The sequence below is a fragment of the Myxococcus sp. CA051A genome, from assembly GCF_013336705.1.
Lineage (GTDB): Bacteria > Myxococcota > Myxococcia > Myxococcales > Myxococcaceae > Myxococcus > Myxococcus llanfairpwllgwyngyllgogerychwyrndrobwllllantysiliogogogochensis.
In genome coordinates this window covers 211,112-232,167 of record NZ_JABUMS010000014.1, presented here as the reverse complement: position 1 = coordinate 232,167, position 21,056 = coordinate 211,112, and the positions used below count along the sequence as shown (strand labels likewise).

Sequence of the window (21,056 nt, the reverse complement as noted above, 5' to 3'; positions counted from 1 at the left end):
CGCCACCAGGACCTGGGCGGGAGTTCGACACCGGCGCCCGTTGCGTTCCCGGAGTCCTTGGATAGCGGCGCCACCCAGGGGCCCGCGTTGACAGGGCCCTTGGGTGAATCCGAGAGTCTCCGTGCATGAAGAAGAAGCACCGCCGAATCGTGGTCGATGACGTCACCTTCGCCTGGGCGGGCGACTGGTCCCACATCGGTGGGAGGCGCGTGGTGTCGCTGCGCGCGTGGCACCAGACCGACGACGAGCGGCCGGTGGGCCCGGTGCTGTCGGTGAAGCTGGTGAACAAGCACGGCGGCATGGTCGATTGCGCGGCCGCCGTGCCTCAGGACGCTCGCGCCGCCATCCTGCTCGGCAGGGCGCTGGGATGGTCTCCGGAAGGTCGCGGTGTGTTCTGGATACTCCCCACGCATGGCCTTGTGCTCCAGGACCTCGACGTCGTCGACCCGACGATGCTGGGATGAGGTGGCTGGCGACTGGCCGCTCCCGCCTCCACGCCCGCTGACGGGCCGTGCGGACGAGCTGGTGGCTCGTCATCCAGACACCCTACTTTCAGGCCAGGAGGAAGCGTCCCATGAGCGGAGCCTCGTCACGACCCGTCGAGAAAAGCGGAACCTTCAAGTTGGGCGGAGACCTGCCCATCCACCGTCTGGGCTACGGCGCCATGCAGCTCACCGGCCCCGGCATCTGGGGACCTCCGAAAGACAGGGCGGAGGCCGTGCGCGTCCTGCGCCGCGCCGTCGAGCTGGGCGTGGACTTCATCGACACCGCCGACTCCTACGGCCCCTACGTCAGCGAGGAACTCATCGCCGAGGCCCTGCACCCCTACGCCAAGGGCGTCGTCGTGGCGACCAAGGCGGGGCTCGTGCGCACGGGCCCCCATGAGTGGCATCCCGTGGCCGCGCCGAAATACCTGCGCCAGGAACTCGAGCTGTCCTTGCGCCGGCTGAAGTTGGAGCGCATCGACCTGTACCAGCTTCACCGCATCGACCCGAAGGTCCCCGTGGAGGAGTCGCTCGGCGAGCTGAAGGACCTCCAGAAGGAAGGGAAGATTCGCCACATCGGCCTGTCGGAGGTCTCCGTGGAGGACATCCAGCGGGCGCGCAAGGTGGTGGACGTGGTGTCGGTGCAGAACCGCTACAACCTCACGGACCGCGTCCACGAAAAGGTGCTCGACTACTGCGAGCGGGAGAAGCTGGGCTTCATTCCCTGGTTCCCCCTGGCCACGGGCGGACTGGCGAAGCCCGGCGCCGCGCTCGACGCGGTGGCGCGCAAGCACCAGGCCACGCCCGCGCAGATTGCCCTCGCCTGGCTGCTGGCCCGCTCGCCGGTGATGCTGCCCATTCCGGGCACCTCGTCCGTGAAGCACCTGGAGGAGAACCTCGCGGGCGCGGAGGTGAAGCTCGGCAAGGAGGAACTGGCCGCCGTGGATGCACAGGCGTCGGGGCGCTGACGCCGCGAGGCTGAAACGACGAACCCCGGACGCCGGGCACCCGCGACAGGGGCCGGCCTCCGGGGCGCCATCAGCCTCGGCTCCTGCCTACGGCAAGGTCAGGATGCCCCACTGCAGGAAGAAGTTCTGGATGGACGAGCGCAGGCTGTTGGTCTGCGGGATGCCCTGCGACGTGCCGTAGGTCCAGACCGCGGCATGCCCATTGGGGCCGTACGGGCACCGGGCGTACCCGTGGATGGCGATGGAGTGGCCGTTGGCCACGGATGCCGACGCGAAGTAGGGGAAGGTCGCCGCCGCCTGCACGTAGCCATACGAGTCGACCCGGCCCGTGCTGCCGATGTTGGAGAAGACCGTGGCGCCGTTGATTTGATTGAACGAGCCGCCCTGGCTGGCGGACGGGGTCAGCAACGGGGTGCCATCCACGCGGTAGACGGCCTGCTCCTTCGCGGTGGCGGAGCTGCCGGGGCTCGTGTAGGTGACGAACGTGGAGCCACTGACGCGTCCCTGGTGGTCGAAGCGGGCCGTGCAACTGGAAATGCAGGGGACGAGGCGAGGGAAGGGGAAGGGAATGACAATCACCTTGCCCCAGGGCCAGTTGAGGATGATGTCCTTGTAGTAATAGAAGACCCACTTCGTGCAGTTGAGCTTGAGCCTGACCTGGCTGATGCCTGTCACGCTGGTGGCGATGCCTGACGCGTTGCCTCCAATGGCGACCAGGGAGTGCTTGGCGCCCGGCCCGTTCCAGCCCGCGAGGGTGCCCGAGGCGTTCGTGAAGTTGATGCCATAGCCCAGGAAGGCCGGGCTGTGGGTGTAGACGGCCTGCCACACGCAGGTGCAGGGGCCGCTGAGCATGTACTTCGACATCGCGTGGGTGTAGGCGAGCGCCTCGCCGAGCAGCCGGGGGTTGTTGGCCTTCACCGCCTCGATGAGGTCAATCTCCTTGTCGGGGTTGCTCTCCTCGAGCTTGGTGATGACCTCATCCAGCTCCGCGCTCAAATGCACCACGTCCGAGTTGGACGCCGCGCCGGGCGCCACCGTCAGCGTGCACTTGTCGTCCCCATCCGTGCAGTCCAGGTTGACGGTGATGGGAAGGGTGGCGAGGGGCTCGGCCTTCGGGTCCTTGGTGTCCACCAGGACCAGCCGCTGGTTCCAGCCGGTCTCCCAGGGCCGCAGGAGTGCCTTCTCCAGCTTGACCTCCGATTCCTTGCCGGGCTGCGGGCTCACCTCCACGCTGTCATTGGCGCTGTCCTTGCCGTCATAGGAGACGAGCTTCGCGCCCTCGGGAAGGGCCTGCTTGTCCGACCAGAGGATGCCCACCCGCAAGGCTCCTTCCTCCAGCTTCAGGCTGGTGATGGTCGCGACCGGGCCTTCCTCTCCTTCACCAGGTTCGGCGGCGGCTCGCGCCGACGGAGCCAGCAACAGGCCGCCGAGCGCGAGCACGGACAGCGGAAGGGAACGCAGGGGGAGCGAGACGAGGTCCAGGAGACCTCGTACGGAACGATATGACATGGGGAAACTCCTTATGGAACAGGAGACACGGTCGACAGGGGTTGTCGTCCGTGGATGTCTGTCCAAGCAGGTCCCATGCCGGTTGATGTGAAATGTCTGTTTTAGCAGGGCTGGCGTGGAGGTCTTGGGGAGGCTGTGTCTGACTTTGGACAGGGGCTCGTGGCCTTTTGCGCCACGAAACCGCCCGGGGTGTAGCGCGTGACGCTACTCGCGTGGCCCGCACCGGAGGCGCAAGACAGACGCCGTGGGCGCGTCCATGCCCACGGCGAAGCTCCCTCGGCGTCACGGCGTGCCGAAGTCCTGGGTCCAGTAGTGCCGGTAGGTGCTGCTCGGGGCATTGAAGTAGCCGATGCCAATGTGCACGAGCAGCGGGTTCATGATGTTCGTGCAGTGCCCGCTGCTGGCCATCCACCCGTTGACCACCGCCGCCGGCGTGGAATACCCGGCCGCGACATTCTCCGCGGCGCGCCGGTAGGTGTAGCCCGTCGCGGTGATGCGCTGCCACGGCGTGGAGCCATTGGAGCCGGTGTGGCTCATGAAGTTGTTGGTGCCCATGTCCTTGGAGTGCCTGCGCGCCGCACACCGCAGGCTCGCGTGGTGCGTCAGCGCGGGCGCGGGCGCTTGCGCCACCCCGCCACAGACCGCGCCCGCGGCCCGGCGCTGGTTGACGAGCGTGAGGACCTGGTCCTCGAAGCCCGCCCAGGCCGGGTCCCACGTCGCCACATCGTCGCAGACCGCGCTGGCCGTGACGTCGCCGGCCGCGGTGCCGCCTGTCTCCGTGCGGACCGCTGGCACCAGGGCGCCTTCCTCCTCCGCGATGGAGGACGGTGTCTCCGGACCACCACAGCCACCGAGCAGCGCGGCACCCAGCAGGAACAAGGGAATGGAGCGGGAGGTCATGTCGAATCCTTTCTCAAGCAGATGTGTGGCCACCTCATCGGAGGCGGTCTCCTCATCCTGGCGAGGCTCGACGGGATGTCGAGAGGGAACCCGGCGCCCGCCTGCTCGCGCGGTGCGCCGTGCGCCCACTCCAATGCAAATGTTACCGGGACACAGTGTCGTCGCCGGCTCAATTCCTCACATGCCACCCGTTGTTCCCGGGACGAACGCAATGTTCCGCTGTCGCTGGTTCAGCATTCGCCCGGAATGAATCGCGGGGAGCCCCAAACCCTAGAAGACGCGAACGGGCCGGAGCCGAATCGAGGACATGCCATTGCCGAGCGCGCCCTGGGAGTTGTCTCCCCACCCCCAGACGACGCCGTCCGACTTCACGGCGAGGGAGTGCTGGGCGCCCGCGGAGATGGACACCATCCCGAAGAGCCCCTGCACCTGCACGGGTGACGTCCGCCGGCCCCCCAGGCTTCCATCGCCAAGCTGTCCCGTGTCGTTGGCGCCGAAGCTCCACACCGTGCCTCCTGTCTTCAAGGCGAGTGTGTGCCCGTCGCCACCGTCGATGGCGGTGATGCCGAAGAGGCCCGGCACCTGGGGCGGTGTCCGTGAGAAGGCCGGCGCGCTGACTCCGAGCTGCCCCTGGGTGTTGTCGCCCCAGGCCCACACCGTCCCATCCGAGCGCAGGGCCAGGGAGTGGTTGCGACCCCCGAGCACCGAGCCCTGTCGAGCGAAGCCCTCGGCTGCTCGCACGGACCCCAGCTCGAAGCGCCGGAGCTTCCTCGGATGCCACGGTTCATGATTCCCCCCATCGCGCGGGCGACAGGGGACGCAACGAATCACCCAACCGACCTCGCTGACAACAGGGACTCGGTCCCCTCGTGAGGGGGTGGTCTGGGGTACGCTGTGGGGGAATCTCTTCAGCGAAGGCACGCCACCATGACCGCGCAGCTCCGCGACACCGTCGAATACCGCAAGCACGCCTTCGAGCTCGCGGGGGTCCGTGGCTCCAGCCTGTTCGAGCCATCGACCCAGGGGCTGACTCCCGCGGCCATGTCGACGGCCTGCCAGCGAGGCTTCCTCTGTCTGTACCGCGTCGCGGAAAAGCGGCTCCAACTGGAGGAGCTGCGCATCGGCCTGTCGGCGCAGGAGGAGCAGGCCGTCCAGGAGGGCCGGGGCACGCCGCTGTTCGGCCAGCTTCCCGCCTACGTCAGCGAGACGCACGAGCGGGTCCTCTACACGCGCTTGCGCGCGCCCGTGGCCTTCACCGGGGGCCTGCTGGTGGTGGATGGCTTCACCCGAGGGGTGCCCGTCCAGGACGGACTGCACCCCGCCTGGAGTCGCAAGCGTATCCAGGAGCTGCTCTTCGAAGGCGGGCGTCTGGTGGAGGAGCGGGACTGCGGGGAGGTGATGACGCGCGTGCGCGAGCGGGTGCGCGAGAAGTCGCTTCAGCTGGACCTCGCGGCCCACCGGGCCCAGCTCGCGGAGTGGCTCACGGACGCGTTCCGTCTGGACTACGGCTCGGCGACGTGGGCCGCGCCGCGCGGAGGATGAACTGGGGGAGCAGCTCCTCGCGGAACTTCCTCCAGAGGGCCACGTGGTTGTAGTTGCCCGCGGTGAACATCACCACGAGGTCCAGCTCGGGGACGACCATCACCAGCTGTCCGCCGTTGCCGCTGGCTTCGTACTGCGAATACACCCGGTCGCCCACGCGCAGCTCGTGGCGCCACCACGCATAGCCGTACGTCCTGCCGGGCTCCATCGTCGCGTGGAGCGCCGTGGAGCGCTCCACCCAGCGCTGGCTCACGACGCGCCGTCCGTTCCACACGCCGCCCGACAGGTAGAGCTGCCCGAGCTTCAGCGCGTCGCGGGGCCGCATGAAGATGCCGCCGCCCAGGTACTGCTCCCCTGAAGGCATGAGGTCCAGGTGGTAGCCGCGCAGTTGGAGCGGCTCGGCGACGTACCGGGTGAAGAACTCCGGTATCCACGTCCGCGTGGCCTTGCGCAGCACGCCGCCCAGCAGGTTGATGTTCGCCGAGCAGTACACGCCCTTCTCGCCCGGCGCCCGCGTCATCGGCAGGTCCAGCGTGTACTTGTACCAGTCGGGCACCGTGTCATCGAGGCGCTCCTCGTTGCCCGGAGAGGCCTCGTCGTCGTCGTCACACGCGAGGCCCGTCGACATGGTCATCAAATGCTCGACGGTGAGCTTGCGCTTGCGCGCATCCAGGTGGGCGAGCTTCCCCCGGTACTCGGGAAACAGGGAGACCACCGGCGTGTCGACAGTGAAGGGCGCGCCCTGGTCCAGGGCGATGCCCATCAAGAGGGGCGCATGTGTCTTGGACGCGGAGCGCAGGTCATGGGGCCGCTCCTTGTCGAAGCCCTGGAAGTACTCCTCGAGCACCAGCTTCCCATGGCGCGCCACGAGCAGCCCCTGGATGGCGGGCGCCGCGTCGGGGCCGGGCTGCTGGTCCAGGATGCGCTGCACGAGCTCGCGCAGGGGCTGGACGTCCATGCCGACGTCGTCGAGAGAAGCCGTCGTCCAGCCATCCTCCTCCGCGATGGGTTTTTCATACACGTACGCGCCCGTCGCGGGGATGCGCGGATGGAGGCCCACGGACTGGTCCCGCTCCCGGGGCGTGAAGTCGAACGTGGCGTCCAGCGGTGGGTAGAACAGGGACAGCCGCCGGGCCTGGGCGTCGAAGCGCCCTTCGAGGCGCGTGGTGCCCCGGGTCGCGACGAGTTGGACGAGGCCGTCCTGGACGCTGACGCGAAACAGCAGCCTGTTGCCGAAGTTTCGCTCCGGATTGCGGATGAAGGCGCTCAGCGTGCCGTCGGCCTGCTTCTGGATGACCAGATACAGGGAGAAGCGGTCCTCGAGCGGTGCGACGTCGCCCCGCCAGATGTTGGCCCGGAGGGCACGCAGCTCCACCGGGGTGGCGAACTTCATGCCGCTGGTGCGCACGCGCGGCTGAATCCAGTGGCCGCTGATGCGCTGGCCGTCGTCCGAGAGCGTCCCGCGCAGCTCGCCCTGGCCGCCGGGGAGGATGAAGGAGACCGCGTTTCCCTCCAGGCGCGCGGGCACGTCGAAGCCCGCGATGAGTGCGCGCCAGGCGTGTGCATCGCGCGTCAGCGTCAGCTCGCCCCGGACCTCCGGACCCAGGACGCGCTCACTTCCCCACGTGCCCACCAGGGCCTGCGCCGGGTCGGCTGGCGCGGGCGCCGCACCCGTGAGCCATGGGAGCCAGGCGAGGAGGAGCCAGAGCGTCGATGGAGCCAGGGAGGTCGAGTCGCGATGGGAGGCCATGCCGCGACGCAAGCTACCAGAGGGCCTCCGCCGGGCCAGGCCGGTTGTCACCTGCGTGAGACACGTCACAGCCGTGTTCCGGGCGTGTCATCCCGTGAGCCGCGAGAGGACAGGAGCCCTGGAAAATGGGAGGCGCGCCCCGCCTGAAACAGCCTGCCAGGGGTATCGGGCAAGCTGGTAGCGTGCCGCGCATGGCGAGCAAGAAGAAGTCCACGTCGAGTGAGTCCCCCGTGGCGGCCTCCTGGAGCCAGGTCGGCAAGTTCCTGGGAACGCAGTGGCCGTCGTTCGTTGAAAAGCATTCGGCCGGAAAGAAGCCGTGGTCGCGAGGGGGGCCCATCAGCGACGCGTTCGCGTCCTGGGGGCAACCCCTGCCCAAGGATTTGACCCAGTTGCTGCAGCCGCTGGCGGAGTGTGAGCCCCCGCCGCTCGAGGAGCTCACGCTCGGCTCGGATGCTCCGCGGACGACGCCCGGCAACCTCATGGAGCAGCGCATCGTCGCGGCCCAGAGCTACCGGCCGCTCTGGAAGGAACTCACGGGCGGCTTCGTCGAGATTGGCGCCACGTCCTCGGGTGACCTCTGGCTGTATGCCCGTGAGCCCCAGCGTGGAAAGGCTCGCGCGCAAATCTATCTCTTCAACCATGAGACGGATGGCATCGAGGCGCCGCAGGCCGAGGACCTCGACGCCCTGGTCTTCCGCGCCGCGCTCGTGCGGGCTCATGCGCTGGGTGAGGTCGACGCGGAGACGTTCAAGCAGGCCCGTCAGAAGCTGGACACGTGTGTCGGAGAGCTGGGCTTCGAGGAGACCCTGGCGGGAGTGAAGCCCTACGTGGCCAAGGAGGAGCCGGCCTACAAAAACGACCTCAGGGCTGGCTGGCTGGTGACGTTGCTGACGGAAGTGGGCGCGTCCGACGCGGAGCTGCGCGGAGCCTTCGACGTCGAGATGAACCCGCCGCTCACCGAGGAGCGACTCGCCACGAGCGCGGAGCGGTTCAAGACGTATCCGCCCGCGGCCTTCTACTTCTGCATGGCGAGCTTCTTCGCTGGCGACGAGGCGCGGCTCACTCAGGCTCTGGAGCTGTGCCGGCTGAGCGATGCCCCCCTGGTGAAGGACCTGGTCGCGCTGATGGAGGAGCTTCGCGCGGGCCGCAAGCAACTGGGCGCCATCTCCGACGTCCAGGCCCTGCGACAGCGGGTGATGGGACTGGCGCTGTGGGACGAGGAGGGGCGTGCGCGGGCGAAGGAGAAGGAGGCCGCGGCGGCGGCGGTGAAGGTCGCGAGCGCCGCGCGAGAGGGTTCGCTCGACGCGCTCGCCTGGGAGGCCGTGAAGGACCCCGCGCTCGGCGCCGCCATCCAGGAGGCCTATGCGGCGGATCCGTCCATGCAGGCCACCGTCGCCCTGATGTCTGCGTGGAAGGACGAGGAGAACTACCGCGACGAGGGGGTCATCGCGGAGCTCATCGCGGAAGGAGACCGTCGCGCCACGCCGCTGCTCATCTCCATCGCCCGGTACGGGGAGGGTGGCGAGGACCTCATCGCGCTGGAGGTGCTCGCGGCGTGGGCCGAGCCTCGCGCCGTCGAACTCGTCCGTGACGCGGCGTTCGCCGAGGACCGCTTCCACCTCAAGCGCCACCTGTTCATCCAGCTCATCCAGGCCCTGGGAGACAAGGCGAACACGAAGCACCTGCTGGCGGTGCTGCGCATGTATCCGCTGAAGGACGGGGATTCGGAGCGCAACCGGATGCTCGGCGCGCTCGTCTTCGCGCTCGGCGAGCTGGGGGACCCGGCTGTCGGTGACACGCTCCTGCGCTATCTGGAGCGCACGGTGGACGCCGTGGGCAAGGAGGCGCCCATCTCCTTCTCGGAGGCCGTCTGTTACGCGCTGGGCGCGGTGGGGGAGACCCGGGCGCTGGCGCCCCTGCTGGCGCGCTTCGAGGAGAAGCCGTGGAAGCTCTCCAGCTCGCCCGCGACGTGCTTCGCGCTCGGTCGGCTCGCTGGAACCGCCGACCCCGCGTCGCGCGAGAAGGCCCTCGCGTTGCTCGAGAGCAACCGCTTCTCGAAGGGGTTCTTCATCGACGTGAACAAGCAGAAGCACCCGAATACCATCGCCGGGCTCTTCCGCGACGTGGGCGGCCTGACGGTGGCGGCGTCGGGTCAGTTGATGCTGGAGGTCGCGATGGCCGGGCTCACCGAAGGCGCTCGGCGCGAGGAGGCGCTGGCGAACCTGCGCGAGCTGGTGACGGGCGTGCTGACGCAGTGGGAGGCGCGCTCCTCCAAGTACTGGACGGGCTATGACGGGTACGCGCTCCTGGCCTGGGCGCTGCTGGCGCTGCGGGCACACCCGGACCTGGGCCGCGAACTCGCGCGTCCGTTCGTCACCTCCGACGTGCCGCTCGTGCGCCTGCTGGCGAAGCAGGTCGTGGGCGCATAGGCCGCACGCGCGGGGCCTGGGGCCGGGCACGGGTGTAAAGCCCGGCCCCGCGGGCTTCGCGGCGTTGCTTCCGGATGGGGGACTACTTCGGCCCTTCGCGGAAGATGGCTCCCGCGAGGGTGGCCGCCACCGTCACGCCGGCGAACGCCACGAGCGCCGCGGAGACGAGCGCGAACAACATGGGCAGCCCCGCGCCGAAGTACACGACGGCGACCCAGCCCACGCCCGCCGCGACGACCATGCGCGCGGTGCCCGCGAGCACGGGCCAGAAGACGCGCGCCACGCCCTGGGCCGCGAACCCCAGCACGAAGCCCAACCCCAGCAGGCCGTAGAACGGCGCGACGATGCGCAGGTACGTCACGCCCGGCGCCAGCACCGCCGCGTCCTTGCTGAAGAAGTGCAGCCACGCATTCGGCGCCACGGCGGCGAGCAGCCCGATGGACCCCGCCACCCCGAAGCCCAGCCACGCGCCCACCCAGGCCGTGCGCCGGGCGCGCTCCCAATTGCCCGCGCCCGCGTTGGTGCCGACCATCGTCAGCGCCGCCGTGCCCAGGCCGAAGAGCAGCGGCACGAGCAGGTAGTCGAGCCGGGCGGCGATTCCATAGCCCGCCAGCGCCTCCACGCCGAACAGCCCCACCGCGCCCGTGACGATGATGACCGTCAGGTTGGGCTGCACCGCGCTCAGCGCCGTCGGCAGGCCCACGCGCAGGATGTCTCGAATCAGCCGCGCCTCCAGTCGCACGGGCGCCAGGCGCAGCGAGGTGCGGCCCGAAGCCAGGTGCCGCAAGAGCCAGAGCGAGGCCCCCAGATAGAACAGGACCATGGCCAGCCCCGCGCCCGCGATGCCCAGCGCGGGCAGCGGCCCGGCTCCGAAGATGAGCACGGGGGAGATGACCACCAGGATGCCCGCGCCGGCCAGCGTCACCGTCGCCGGCAGCTTGACGTTGCCCGCGCCGCGCAGCGCCGCCGCGAGCAGGTTGACGACCCAGAAGGGGATGGCGCCCGCGAAGAGATAGTTCGAGTACCGGACCGCCGCCTCCAGCGCCCCCTCCGCGCCTCCCAGCGCCCGGTAGAGCGCCGGTCCGAAGAGCCACGCGAGCACGGTGGAGGCCAGCCCCAGCCCGAGCCCCATCACCACCGCGTGCCACACCAGCGCGTCCGCGTCCTCCTTGCGATTCGCCCCCGTCGCGCGGGCGACCGCGGAGGCCACTCCGCTGCCGATGCCACCGTTGGACATCATCGTCATCAACATGAAGATGGGGAACACCAGCGACACCCCGGCCAGCGCGTCGGTGCCGAGGAAGCTCACGTACCAGGTCTCCACCACCCCGACGAACGCCTGCGCCACCAGCACCACCGTGGTGGGCACCGCCAGCTTCAGCAGCGTCGGGAGGATGGGGGCGTTGAGCAGGGCCTCGCGGATGCCGCTCGCTCCCCCGGGGCTCGTCCCACGCTCGCTGCTGGCCTCGGTGCTCAAGGGGACCGCGCTCTTCAGCTGCATGGGGTAGCTCCCGGGTGACGTATGATGAGCGTAATATGGTCTTGCGGGGGCTCGCAGTGAAAAACGCGCCGGGGCTCAGGTCAGCACGAAATCCTTGTCCGGGAGCAGGGGCGGAGGGAGTGGCTCTCCCGCGAGGTCCATCACCGAGCGCTCGATGGCGCGGGTCATGGCGTCCAGCGGCAAGTCATTGGGTTCGGTGCCGAAGGGGTCTTCCAGCTCCGCCGTCACCGTGTCGAGCGCGATGAAGGTGTAGGCGACGAAGACGGAGACGAGTGGCGTGGACCAGCCCAGGCTGCCGGTCAGCGCGAAGGGCAGCAGCAGGATGTAGAGGTACACCGTGCGATGCAGCATCACGCTGTAGACATAGGGAATGGGCGTGCCGGCGATGCGCTCACATCCGCCGAGCACCTCCGAGAGCCGGTCCAGGTTGTCGTCGAACGAGGTCACGAGCACCTCGCCCAGGCGGCCCTGGTGGCGCAGGCGGGCGACCCACTCGGCCAGGCCGAGGACCACCCGCGCGGGGCGGTGCTCCGCGGCCACCACGCGCTCGCGCACGCCGGAGTCCAGGGCATCGAGTGGCACCGAGGTGCCGCGGAGTTGGTGGTTCAGCGAGACGGCCAGGGCACGGAGCAGGTCCGTCACCTCGCGACGCTCCTCCAGGGAGAGCGCGGGGGAGGGATGGGTGAGGGCCTGTCTCATGAAGGAGCGCGAGACAATCATCAGCGAGCCCCAGAGCTTGCGGGCCTCCCAGAAGCGGTCATACGCAGTGCTGTTCCGGAAGCCGAGGAAGATGGCCAGCGCGACGCCGAGCAGGCCCAGGGGGCCTTCCCGCAGGTTGAAGGGATGGGGGCCGGTGGCCACCGCCAGGCAGGCGAGCGCCAGGAAGAAGCCCAGCCGAGGCAGGATGCGGGGGACGACGGAACCGCGCCAGACGAACAGCATGCGAAGCCAGTGCATTCGCGGACGAACAATCATGCGGCCCCACTAACCATGGCCGAGGGCGCTCGTCGACCACGGAGCCAGAGGGCACGGGGTGGGGTTTCGGGCCATCTCGCTTGAAGGGGCGGGTTCGGGGATTCGCGTCGACGCCTGCTTCGCGGCGGCCGAGGTCGCGAGCCCTGGGCCGAGGGTCGGGCGTTGCCTCATTGGTGGAACGTGGACACGCATCTCCTCCAAGAGGTCACGGTCCATTTCGTGGGCGGAAGCGCTCCGAGCGACGCATGGGTCGCGCGGCCCTGGACCGACGTGGAAGCGCGACGGTTCGCCCTGGAGGTCGGCTCGTGATTCGTCTGAGCAACAGCACCCTGGTGTCCCTTCCGGCCGGCGTGGAGGGCCCCGCCTATGACCGCACCCGGGTGACGCCGGGCATCGCCCACCTGGGCGTGGGCCAGTTCCATCGCGCGCACCAGGCGCTCTACCTGGACCGCTGCCTCGCCCTCCCCGGGCAGGAGCGCTGGGGCATCGTCGGCATTGGCGTCCTGGATGGAGCCCGGGAGCGCCACAAGGCGGAAGCGCTCCACGCGCAACAGGGCCTCTACAGCCTGACGGAGTTTCCCGCGCGGGGACGTCCCACGGTGCGCGTGGTGGGCTCGCTGGTGGGCTACCTCCATGCACCCGAGGACCCCGAGCGTGTGATGGAGCTGCTGGCGGCTCCGGACCTTCGCCTCGTCACCCTCACGCTCACGGAAGGGGGCTACAACCTGGACGAGGCAGGGCACTTCCTGCTGGAGACGCCCGCCGTCGCGAGGGATTTGGACAGCCAGGTGCCGACCACCGCCTTCGGGCTCGTCACCGAGGCGCTGCGTCGACGGCGTGAGCGGGGCCTGGGGCCGTTCACCGTGCTGAGCTGCGACAACCTCCGTCAGAATGGCGAGGTGGCCCGGGACGCCTTCCTGTCATTCGCCAGGGCCCGGGTGCCGTCGCTCGCGAACTGGATGGAGGAACACGTCACGTTTCCCAGCGCCATGGTGGACCGCATCACCCCCGGCGTGACGGAGCACGAGGCGGCCCGGCTCAACGAGGCCAGCGGACTGGATGACGCGCTGCCGGTGTACTCCGAGTCATTCATCCAATGGGTCATCGAGGACAGGTTCTGCGCCGGGCGGCCGCCCCTGGAGCGGGTGGGTGTCCAGTTCACCGACGACGTCGGACCCTATGAGCAGGTCAAGCTGCGGCTGCTGAATGCCTCACACAGCCTGCTCGCCTTCCCCGGCCTCCTGATGGGCTACCGCTTCGTCGCCCAGGCCATGGAGGACCCCGCGCTGGTGTCCTTGCTGCAAGCGTTCCTACGCGAGGATGCGGAGCCGTTGCTGCATCCGCCGCGAGGGTTCTCCGTGCGGGACTACGGCGACACGGTGCTGGAGCGATTCAGCAACCCCGCCATCAACGACCAGCTCCTGCGCATCGCCAGCGACAGTGCCTCCAAGCTCCCCCTCTTCGTCCAGCCCACGGCGCGAGAGGCGTTGCGCCAGGGCCGCGACACCCGGCGCATCGCGTTCCTGCTCGCCGCGTTCTGCGAGTACCTGCGGGGAGTCGACGAGCGCGGCCATGTCTTCCTTCCCCTGGAGCCGCACCTGACGGGGGCCGAGGTGAGGCGCGCGCACGCCACGGACTTGAAGGCGCCCCTGGGCCTGGAGCTGTTCCAGGGGTGGGGTCTGGCCGAACATCCCGGGTTCGTGAAGGACTGCGTCCACTTCCGACGGGAGCTGCGCTTCAAGGGCGTCTCGGCCACCCTGGCGGAGCTGGCGCGGTCGACGGAAGCGGCCTCGGCTTGACCGCTGGCGAGGGCCGGTGTGTCAGGCCCTCGCCTGTCCCACCATGACCGACGCGCCCGTCCGCTTCCCTCGACCCCGTGTCCGTCGACCCGCCCCGGTCGAATCCAAGACCGCGAGGTCGGAGGGGAAGCAGACCCCAGGGAGGTGTCGGTGTGGCGCGCCTGCCAGTGCCCCAGTCACGGGGCGCCGGAACTCAAGGGGATTCTGGTCGACGCTGAACTCAGCAGCGTGATTGCAACGGTTGTTTGGTGGCGTGAGAAGAGGGCTTCATGATGACCGCGGGCGTTCGAGCGCGCTTTCGCGCCGCGCCTGACTGGAGTCCATCTCGATGCGAAACCTCGTCAGTGGGTGCCGCCGTTCCCTGGTGGTGGCCCTTGGGTTGTTGCTGGCCGCGTGCGGTGACGCGCCCGTCGAAAGTCCGGCCCCACCGGAGATGGCACCCCACCTCCCCAGCACCCCGGATGGACAGGTGCATGCCATGTCGTTGCAGGCCTTCATCGTCTGTGACCCGCCGAATGTCTTCACGTCGTGCGAGGGGTACGTGACAGGGGGCGTGGCGCCCTACACCTTCTATTTCGGGCGGAACATCATCGAGTACGAGACGGGGCGGCAGTACTCGGTGACGGGGCCGGGCACGGGGGGCTGGTATCCCTATGGCTGCACGCCTCCTTCCGAAGAGCAGCCCGCGACCTTCGACGAGCAGCCGACCCTCCGGGTGCGCGACGCGCTGGGCAACTACTCCCCGCTGGTGACGGACTCCTATCGCGCCTGCCACGCGCCGTAGTGGGCGCCGCCGGTGCGCGCTACTTGCTGTCGAGCGTGAAGACGCCGTCCCAGTCCTCGGGCGGCGGCGTCACGAGCAGGGTGTCGCACCGCGCGGCGAAGCGCTGGGAGGGAGGGTCCTCGGGCGAGGCGAGGAACACCGCGCGGGCCTCGGTGAAGCGCCGGGCCCGGTAGAGCGCGAGGCCCTCCGCGAAGCGGACGAGGTGAGGCGCGGGAGAGGTGCCCGCCACGCCCACGAGCTCGAACACGCGGACGGGCTGCTGCTTGCCTTTGACTCGCAACAAGTCCAGCTCGCGGGCCAGCACCACACCGCGCGCGGCGAGCAGCGTGTCCTCGGCGACGAGCGTGCGGGTGCCGTAGACCTTGGCGGCACCCTCCAGTCGCGAGGCGAGGTTCACCGTGTCGCCGATGACGGTGTAGTCCTGGGCCGCGCTGGAGCCCAGGTTGCCCGCCACGGCGTGGCCGGTGTTGATGCCGATGCGGCAGTCGAGCCGGGGCAGCCCTCGCGCCTCGAACACCGGAGACAGCCGGTCCACCACCGCGAGCAGGTCCAACGCGGTGAGGCACGCGCGCGCCGCATGGTCCTCCAGCGGGAGCGGCGCGTTCCAGAAGCACATGATGGCGTCGCCGATGAACTTGTCGAGCGTGGCCCCGTGCTGGGTCAGCACGCCCGTCGCCTGCTCGAAGTAGGTGTTGAGCAGCGCGACCAGCTCCTCCGGGCTGAGCTGCTCGCTCATCGAGGTGAAGCCCACCAGGTCGCTGAACAGCACCGTGAGCAGCTTCCGCTCGCCTCCCGGCGCGGCCTTCTCCGGATTCTTGAGCAGCTCGTCCACCACCTGCGGCGCGAGGTAGCGCTTGAAGAGGCCTTTTATCTGGTCCCGCTGTCGCAGGCCGCTGACCATCTCGTTGAACGCCTGCGCCACCCGGCCCACCTCGTCGGTGCCGCGCACGGGCACCTCGACGGTGAGGTCTCCCAGCCGCACGCGCCCCGCTGCCTCCTCCAACCGCACCAGCGGCGAGGCCAGCCCGCGCGCGAGGAAGAAGGCGGCCGCCAGCGCGAACAGCGCGATGCCCACGGCCGTGGGCACCAACCACAGTCGGAAGCGTCGGAGGATGGGCTTGATTTCAGCGTCGAAGTCCCGGAGGACGAACACCTGTCCCATCCGGGCCCCGTCCACGCCGAGGAGCGTCCCCTCGCGCACCAGGTAGTGCGTGTCGCCGAGGTACACATCACGCGCCTGCCCGGCCTCCAGCTTCGGACCGTCCAACCGCGTCTCCAGCGGGAGCTGGGACGCCGTGGCTCCGTCCTCCGCGCGGACAGCGAAGCTGGCGCGGGTGTCCGCCATCTGCGGCCCCGGTGCCCTGGGGGCCATCGGGTCCTCCAGCAGCACGTCCTTCACCCATTGGCCCGACAGCACCACCCCCACCGGTTCGCGCGAGGCCCCATAGGCGGGCTGCGCATGGACGAGCAGCAGGTCCCCCTCGCGCACCTGCTCCAAGGGGATGAACGTGAAGGGCAGGGAGCGCAGCTGCGCGGGAGACCAGAGCGCCGACGTGGGACCGCGCCTCAGCGCGGTGTCGAGCAGCGGCAGCGCCAGTGGCTGGTCCCCCAGTTGCTCCGGCTCCGCGCGAGTGTAGACGAGCCGCCCGCTGGCGTTGAAGAAGGCCCAGGGAGGCTCGCCCCCGAACGCGTCGGTGTCGGCGGAGGAGATGACCTCGCGGGCATAGCGGATGCCGTCGGTCTCCGCCGTCTCGTCTCCGAGCCCGGCCGCGGCGTCGAGGGAGTTGACCGAGAGGGACATCCCCCTGAAGGAGTGGTCCATCGTCCGCGCCTCGGCCACGTCGCGGATGCGCTCCTGACTGGCGCGGGCGAGCTGCTGGAAGGCCACCAGCGTGCGCTCCAGGTCGCTGGCGATCTTCTGCTTGGCCGCCGCCTCCACCGCGAGCGTGGTGAGCACGAGCGCCGCGACGAGCGCCGCGCCTGCGAGCGCCATGAAGGCGAGAACGAGCTTCCGGGTCAGCGTCACCGCGCGAAGGATAGCCGCGCCCGGGCGCTCCCCGCGAGTCTAGGGGCCCTTGCCGGAGTAATCGGGCCGGGGGCCGTACTTCTTGCCGTGTTTGTCCAGGTGGGTGTCGTCGGCGCGCGTCTCGGTCAGCTCGAGCGTGGCGGTGGCGGTGCCTCCCGACTCAACGACGACCTCCACGCGGGCGATGTTGCTCTTCTCGTCCCGCCGATGCACGGCGAAGAGGGGATGGCGTCCGGGAGGCACGCCTCGCAGCTCGAAGCGCCCGTCCTTGTCCGTCACCGCGAAGGCGCGGTTGGGCACCACCACCACCGTCGCCACCATCTGCTCGTGGATGTCGCAGTACACGTCGATGATGCCCGTCTTCTTGAAGGTCTCGACGTAGGCCTCGCCCGGCCGGTTCTTGCCCGCGTCGAACCTGCGCGCCACCGAGCGCGAGAAGACGTTGTGCAGCACCACGTCCCGGTTGGAGAACTCCACCTTCTGTCCCGCGACGATGGGCAGCACCGAGGGGAAGAAGGTCTTGTCCCGCTGGCTCATCTTCGCCACCTCGGCGGGGGGCTCCTCGGTGTAGCCGGTGAGGTAGACGACCACGCCGGAGCGGTCCGCCTTGGGCGTCGGTTTGCCGTCCGGACCGATGACGAGGATGCGCACCTCTCCTCGCACCGCGCCCGGCTCGGCGCTCGCGAGGGACGCGGTCAGCACGAGCGACAGGAGGAGCGACTTCACAGCGCCACCGCCCAGATGAGCCTCGGCATGAAGCGAGGGGTCTCGTCGGTGATGCCCGTCAACCCGACGAAGGTGCCGGCGGTAATCCACATGCGCCCGAACGTCCAGGCCACGCTCGGCCCGACGAAGAGGTGCGGGTCGCCTTTCACGTCCTTCAACCCGAACTCACCGAAGGACTCGAACGACAGCCGCAGTTCGTCCGGGATGACGGGATAGGAGACGCCCGCGGAGTACGTCCCGAGGATTTGGACCGGAGCGTCGCCGCCGCGCAGCCCGGGGATGCCCACCTGTGCGCCCAGGTCCAGCGCCACGCGCAGCCCGCTGTCCCACTGGTAGGAGCCGACGAGGTCGGCGTCCACGCGCGACGGGCTCGCCTCGCGGATGGACTGGTGCCAGACGGCGCGGATGAGCGGTTGGAACGCGCGGTCATCGCCTCGGGGAAAGAGGCGGTAGCGGAAGTCGGCCTCGAAGGAGTCCAGCTCCGTGATGTCCCGGTTGGCGCGCACCTGGAAGGGGATGGCGAGCTCCAGGTGCTGGCTCAAGCCGATGACGGGGCCCCACCAAATCCAATAGACGGAGGGGCGGTCCGGGAACGCGGGCGCGCGGCTGCGGGCCCACAGCCACTGCTCCAGCTCGACGTCGCCCTTGGGCACGATGTCGGTGTCGAACGTCCAGATGAAGGGGCGGCGGCCGGCCAGGGCAGGCTCGGCCCACGTCACCCCCAGGATGCATGCCACCAGCGCCAACCAGCGGACTGCTCGCATTCGCGCTCCCCACCCCGGGCGTCAGGGTGCTCGTGCTGGTGCCTAGCACACCACGCCCGGAGGTGGGACCGACAGGTGATTACAACCGGTCGCTGATTCGCTGCTGCAACAGCCAGTCGTAGAGTTCCAGGGTGGCGTAGGCGGTGTCCCACGTCGCCTCGTTGTGACCTGCGTTGGGGATGATGGTGACGCGCATCTTGCTCTCACCCGGGCCGCACTTCGTGTCGAGCCACGTCTTGACGCTCGTGGCGCGGGACGGCGTGTCCAGGGCGCCGTGGAAGGCCCAGATTGGCAACGGCTTCAGATTGCAGATGTTCGCGTTATTGGTGGGCGTGGAGGTGATGGAGATGGGGACGATGGCCGCCAGTTGGCTGGTGTGGTTCATGCCCAGCTCGATGCTGATGTTGCCGCCGCCGCTCAGGCCGGTGACGTAGACGCGGTCCGCGTCCACGCGGTAGTCCTTCTTGGCGTCCTCGATGAGCGCGAGCAGCGAGGGCGCGGCGAACCAGCCGGTGCCCGTGTTGTCGAAGGGGAGGCGCTGATTGGGCGAGATGACGATGGCCTTCATCGCGGCGCGGAAGCTGGCGGAGGAGAATTGCCGGGCCAGGCCCTCCGGATTGCTCAGCACCGCGGTGCGGTCGACGGTGAGGGTGCTGCCAGCGATGCCGTGCATCCCGATGATGAGCGGCCAGCGGGTGGTGCGGTCATTGTTGTACTGCTCGGGCAGGAAGAGGGCGTAGTCGTAGCGGACGTTGCGGACCAGCGTCTGCTGTCCGGCCGCGCACGTGGTAGGGCCGGTGGGAGTGGCGGCCGGTATGCCCATGAGCTTCAGCTCGCGCAGCCGGCAATGGGGCTTGTCCTTGCACACCACCCGGACCTGCGTGGTGATGACGGGCGTGGTGAAGGTGAGCGTCTTCTGCGTGGTGCTGAGCGGGTTGCCGTCCACCACGGTGCCGGGAATGGTCTTCCAGCAGCCGCCATTCCAGGCCTGCAACTCGAAGGCAGGCATCGCGTTGGTCGCGGTCGCCGAGGTGCCCAGGTGCAGCTCCGCGCTGCTCACCTCGTAGGCGCCCTGGAGGTCCACGTCGAGGTAGTTGTGCGTCTGGAAGTGGAAACCGGACTCCCACCGGGTGGCGAGGTCTCCATCTACCGCGTTCGCCGGCGGGAGGGATGTGTTGAAGGAGCCCGCGGTGGCGGGTTTCTTGAACGCCACGTCGGTAAGCACGGCGGGCGGCGCCGTCACCGTCACGCTCACCTCGTCGGAGGCCGTGGCTCCGTCGTCGTCCGTGGCGGTGAGCCGGAAGACGAAGACGCCGGCGGACAGGCCCGCGACGCTCAAGGAGGCGGTGGTGGTGCCGCTCAGCGTGGCCGAGGGGCCGCTCACCTGCGTCCAGGCCAGCGCCGTCACCGTGCCGTCCGCGTCGGTGGCTCCGCCGACCAGCGTCACGCTGCTGGTGGGCAGCGTCAGCGACCTGTCCGCGCCCGCGTCGGCCACGGGCGGGATGTTCACCTGCGTCGAGTGGGGCGTGCCGAAGACCCACAGCTCCTTCACCCGGCAGTTGTCCGCGAGCGGGTCCCTGCACGAGAAGCGCACCTTTTTAGCCACCACCGGCTGGGTGAAGGTGGTGGAGACCGCGATGCTCGTGTTGGCCGTCTGGCTGGCCCCGGGGATGGGCTTCCAGCCCGTCCCGTCGTCGTAGAACAGCTCGTAGCTCTGGATGACGCGGGTGTCCCGGAAGCCGGTGTAGAGCTCCATCCGGACCAGGTCGAACGTCCCCTGCAGGTCGATGTCGAGCAGGCGCGTCTGGTTGTAGATGCCAGGGCACCAGCGCGACGTATCGGTATTGATGTCCCCATCCACCGCGTACTCCGGACGGAACGGGTCCTGCGTGGAGCTGGCCGTGGCCGGCTTGTTCAAGGTGACGTTGATGAGCTCGTCGACTCTGGCGCGCTGCTGCGCGGGCTGGAGGGCGCGCTCGTCGCCCTCCGGTGCTCCGCAGCTCACGAGCGCACTCGCAGCCAACATGCTGATGAGGGATTGAAGCCGTCGCAAGGTGTCCTCCTCGGGATGGGGAAGAGGACATCTTGCATCAGTCACAGGGTTTCAAATCCGCAAAAGTTGTTATTCGTCTAATTCGCATGTAATGTCATGTCACCACTTGCCGGCGTGTGCGCCTCCGTCCACGTGGAGGACTTCGCCCGAGACATAGGTCGCGCCGTGAAGGTAGAGCACCGCGTCCACCATCTCCGCCACCGTGCCGACCCGGTGCATGGGGGACATGGTCCTGAGAAAGGGATGTTTGTCCTGGGAGTGCATGGGCGTGTCGATGGCGCCCGCGGCCACGGTGTTCACGCGGATGCCCTGGCCCGCGTATTCGATGGAGAGCGCGCGGGTGGCGGTCTCGAGTCCGCCCTTGGTCAGGATGGCGAGCGCTCCGGAGACGCCCGAGATGGGCTGCCCCACCAGGGACGTGCCGATGTTCACGATGTGCCCTGCCTTCCGGGGCACCATCCACCGGAGGGCCTGCTGGCTCATGTGGAAGAAGCCCGCGATGTTCGTCGACACCAGCTGGGCGAAATCGCTCTCGTCATAATCCGTGAAGGGTTTTGCGATGAAGAGGCCCGCGTTGTTGATGAGCAGGTCCACCTGCCCGAAGCGCGACTCCGCGACCTCGAAGACCTTCCTCGCCGTCGCCTTGTCCCCGACATCGCCGTCCACGAGCGCCAGTTGCTCCGTCGGCACGAGCGAGGGCTCGCGCGACGTCTGCCTCGCCGTCCCCACCACCGAGAACCCTCGCTCCAGCAGGGCCCGGGTGAGGCCCAGACCAATTCCACTCGACGCACCCGTGACGACCGCGACCTGTGAACCCATGGTTTCGCTCCGTGAACGGGCGAAAA

The 21,056-nt window shown here is 69.1% G+C and carries 17 protein-coding genes; 6 read left to right on the top strand and 11 right to left on the bottom strand.

Features of this window, described 5'->3' with window-relative positions; all coding sequences use genetic code 11:
* Positions 1-125 precede the first annotated feature (125 nt).
* A complete protein-coding gene (locus HUA74_RS33625; protein ID WP_174457813.1) occupies positions 126-464 on the top strand; it encodes a hypothetical protein in 339 nt (112 codons plus the stop codon).
* A 110-nt stretch (positions 465-574) separates the two neighbouring features.
* Positions 575-1,453 (top strand): aldo/keto reductase, encoded by an 879-nt coding sequence (locus tag HUA74_RS33620; RefSeq protein ID WP_174457812.1) that lies wholly within the window; start codon positions 575-577, stop codon positions 1,451-1,453.
* An 87-nt stretch (positions 1,454-1,540) separates the two neighbouring features.
* Here HUA74_RS33620 and HUA74_RS33615 read toward each other — a convergent pair whose 3' ends face one another.
* From HUA74_RS33615 to HUA74_RS33605, 3 genes are all read right to left on the bottom strand, one after another.
* Complete coding sequence (locus tag HUA74_RS33615) at positions 1,541-2,962, bottom strand: hypothetical protein (RefSeq protein WP_141640823.1); 1,422 nt, start codon at positions 2,960-2,962, stop codon at positions 1,541-1,543.
* A 282-nt stretch (positions 2,963-3,244) separates the two neighbouring features.
* Positions 3,245-3,862: a CAP domain-containing protein gene (locus HUA74_RS33610; RefSeq protein WP_174457811.1), complete on the bottom strand. Its 618-nt coding sequence runs from the start codon at positions 3,860-3,862 to the stop codon at positions 3,245-3,247.
* A 270-nt stretch (positions 3,863-4,132) separates the two neighbouring features.
* The gene (locus tag HUA74_RS33605; protein ID WP_174457810.1) at positions 4,133-4,603 is read right to left on the bottom strand and encodes a hypothetical protein; all 471 of its coding nucleotides are present in this window, start codon (positions 4,601-4,603) and stop codon (positions 4,133-4,135) included.
* 186 nt (positions 4,604-4,789) lie between these two features.
* Here HUA74_RS33605 and HUA74_RS33600 point away from each other — a divergent pair, with 186 nt between their 5' ends.
* Positions 4,790-5,404, top strand: coding sequence for a hypothetical protein (locus tag HUA74_RS33600; RefSeq protein ID WP_174457809.1), 615 nt, complete (start codon positions 4,790-4,792; stop codon positions 5,402-5,404).
* Here HUA74_RS33600 and HUA74_RS33595 read toward each other — a convergent pair.
* Entirely contained in the window at positions 5,343-7,154 is a 1,812-nt protein-coding gene (locus HUA74_RS33595) for a serine hydrolase (RefSeq protein WP_174457808.1), read from the bottom strand. The two genes, HUA74_RS33600 and HUA74_RS33595, sit on opposite strands and share 62 nt — an antisense overlap.
* Positions 7,155-7,345: 191 nt before the next feature.
* Between HUA74_RS33595 and HUA74_RS33590 the strand changes: the two genes are divergently transcribed.
* Positions 7,346-9,583, top strand: coding sequence for a HEAT repeat domain-containing protein (locus HUA74_RS33590; protein WP_174457807.1), 2,238 nt, complete (start codon positions 7,346-7,348; stop codon positions 9,581-9,583).
* 82 nt (positions 9,584-9,665) lie between these two features.
* Here the strand turns inward: HUA74_RS33590 and HUA74_RS33585 are convergent, their stop codons facing one another.
* Positions 9,666-11,084, bottom strand: coding sequence for an MATE family efflux transporter (locus tag HUA74_RS33585; RefSeq protein ID WP_174457806.1), 1,419 nt, complete (start codon positions 11,082-11,084; stop codon positions 9,666-9,668).
* 75 nt (positions 11,085-11,159) lie between these two features.
* Positions 11,160-12,059 (bottom strand): bestrophin family protein, encoded by a 900-nt coding sequence (locus HUA74_RS33580; protein WP_141640830.1) that lies wholly within the window; start codon positions 12,057-12,059, stop codon positions 11,160-11,162.
* A gap of 305 nt (positions 12,060-12,364) precedes the next feature.
* On the opposite strand from HUA74_RS33580, the gene HUA74_RS33575 reads away from it, so the two are divergent.
* Together HUA74_RS33575 and HUA74_RS33570 are read left to right on the top strand one after the other, a co-directional pair.
* Positions 12,365-13,858: a mannitol dehydrogenase family protein gene (locus HUA74_RS33575; protein ID WP_217443630.1), complete on the top strand. Its 1,494-nt coding sequence runs from the start codon at positions 12,365-12,367 to the stop codon at positions 13,856-13,858.
* A gap of 328 nt (positions 13,859-14,186) precedes the next feature.
* Complete coding sequence (locus HUA74_RS33570; protein ID WP_174457804.1) at positions 14,187-14,642, top strand: hypothetical protein; 456 nt, start codon at positions 14,187-14,189, stop codon at positions 14,640-14,642.
* A gap of 19 nt (positions 14,643-14,661) precedes the next feature.
* On the opposite strand, the gene HUA74_RS33565 is transcribed toward HUA74_RS33570, so the two are convergent.
* From HUA74_RS33565 to HUA74_RS33545, 5 genes are all read right to left on the bottom strand, one after another.
* Complete coding sequence (locus HUA74_RS33565; protein WP_217443629.1) at positions 14,662-16,635, bottom strand: adenylate/guanylate cyclase domain-containing protein; 1,974 nt, start codon at positions 16,633-16,635, stop codon at positions 14,662-14,664.
* Between the two features lie 72 nt (positions 16,636-16,707).
* Complete coding sequence (locus tag HUA74_RS33560) at positions 16,708-17,394, bottom strand: plastocyanin/azurin family copper-binding protein (RefSeq protein ID WP_371817346.1); 687 nt, start codon at positions 17,392-17,394, stop codon at positions 16,708-16,710.
* Positions 17,391-18,158, bottom strand: a complete 768-nt coding sequence (locus tag HUA74_RS33555; protein WP_141640834.1) for a hypothetical protein — start codon at positions 18,156-18,158, stop codon at positions 17,391-17,393. Before HUA74_RS33555 ends, HUA74_RS33560 begins: the two co-directional genes overlap by 4 nt.
* A 79-nt stretch (positions 18,159-18,237) precedes the next feature.
* Entirely contained in the window at positions 18,238-20,211 is a 1,974-nt protein-coding gene (locus HUA74_RS33550; protein WP_174457802.1) for a discoidin domain-containing protein, read from the bottom strand.
* 99 nt (positions 20,212-20,310) lie between these two features.
* Positions 20,311-21,030: an SDR family NAD(P)-dependent oxidoreductase gene (locus HUA74_RS33545; protein WP_141640836.1), complete on the bottom strand. Its 720-nt coding sequence runs from the start codon at positions 21,028-21,030 to the stop codon at positions 20,311-20,313.
* Positions 21,031-21,056 lie beyond the last annotated feature (26 nt).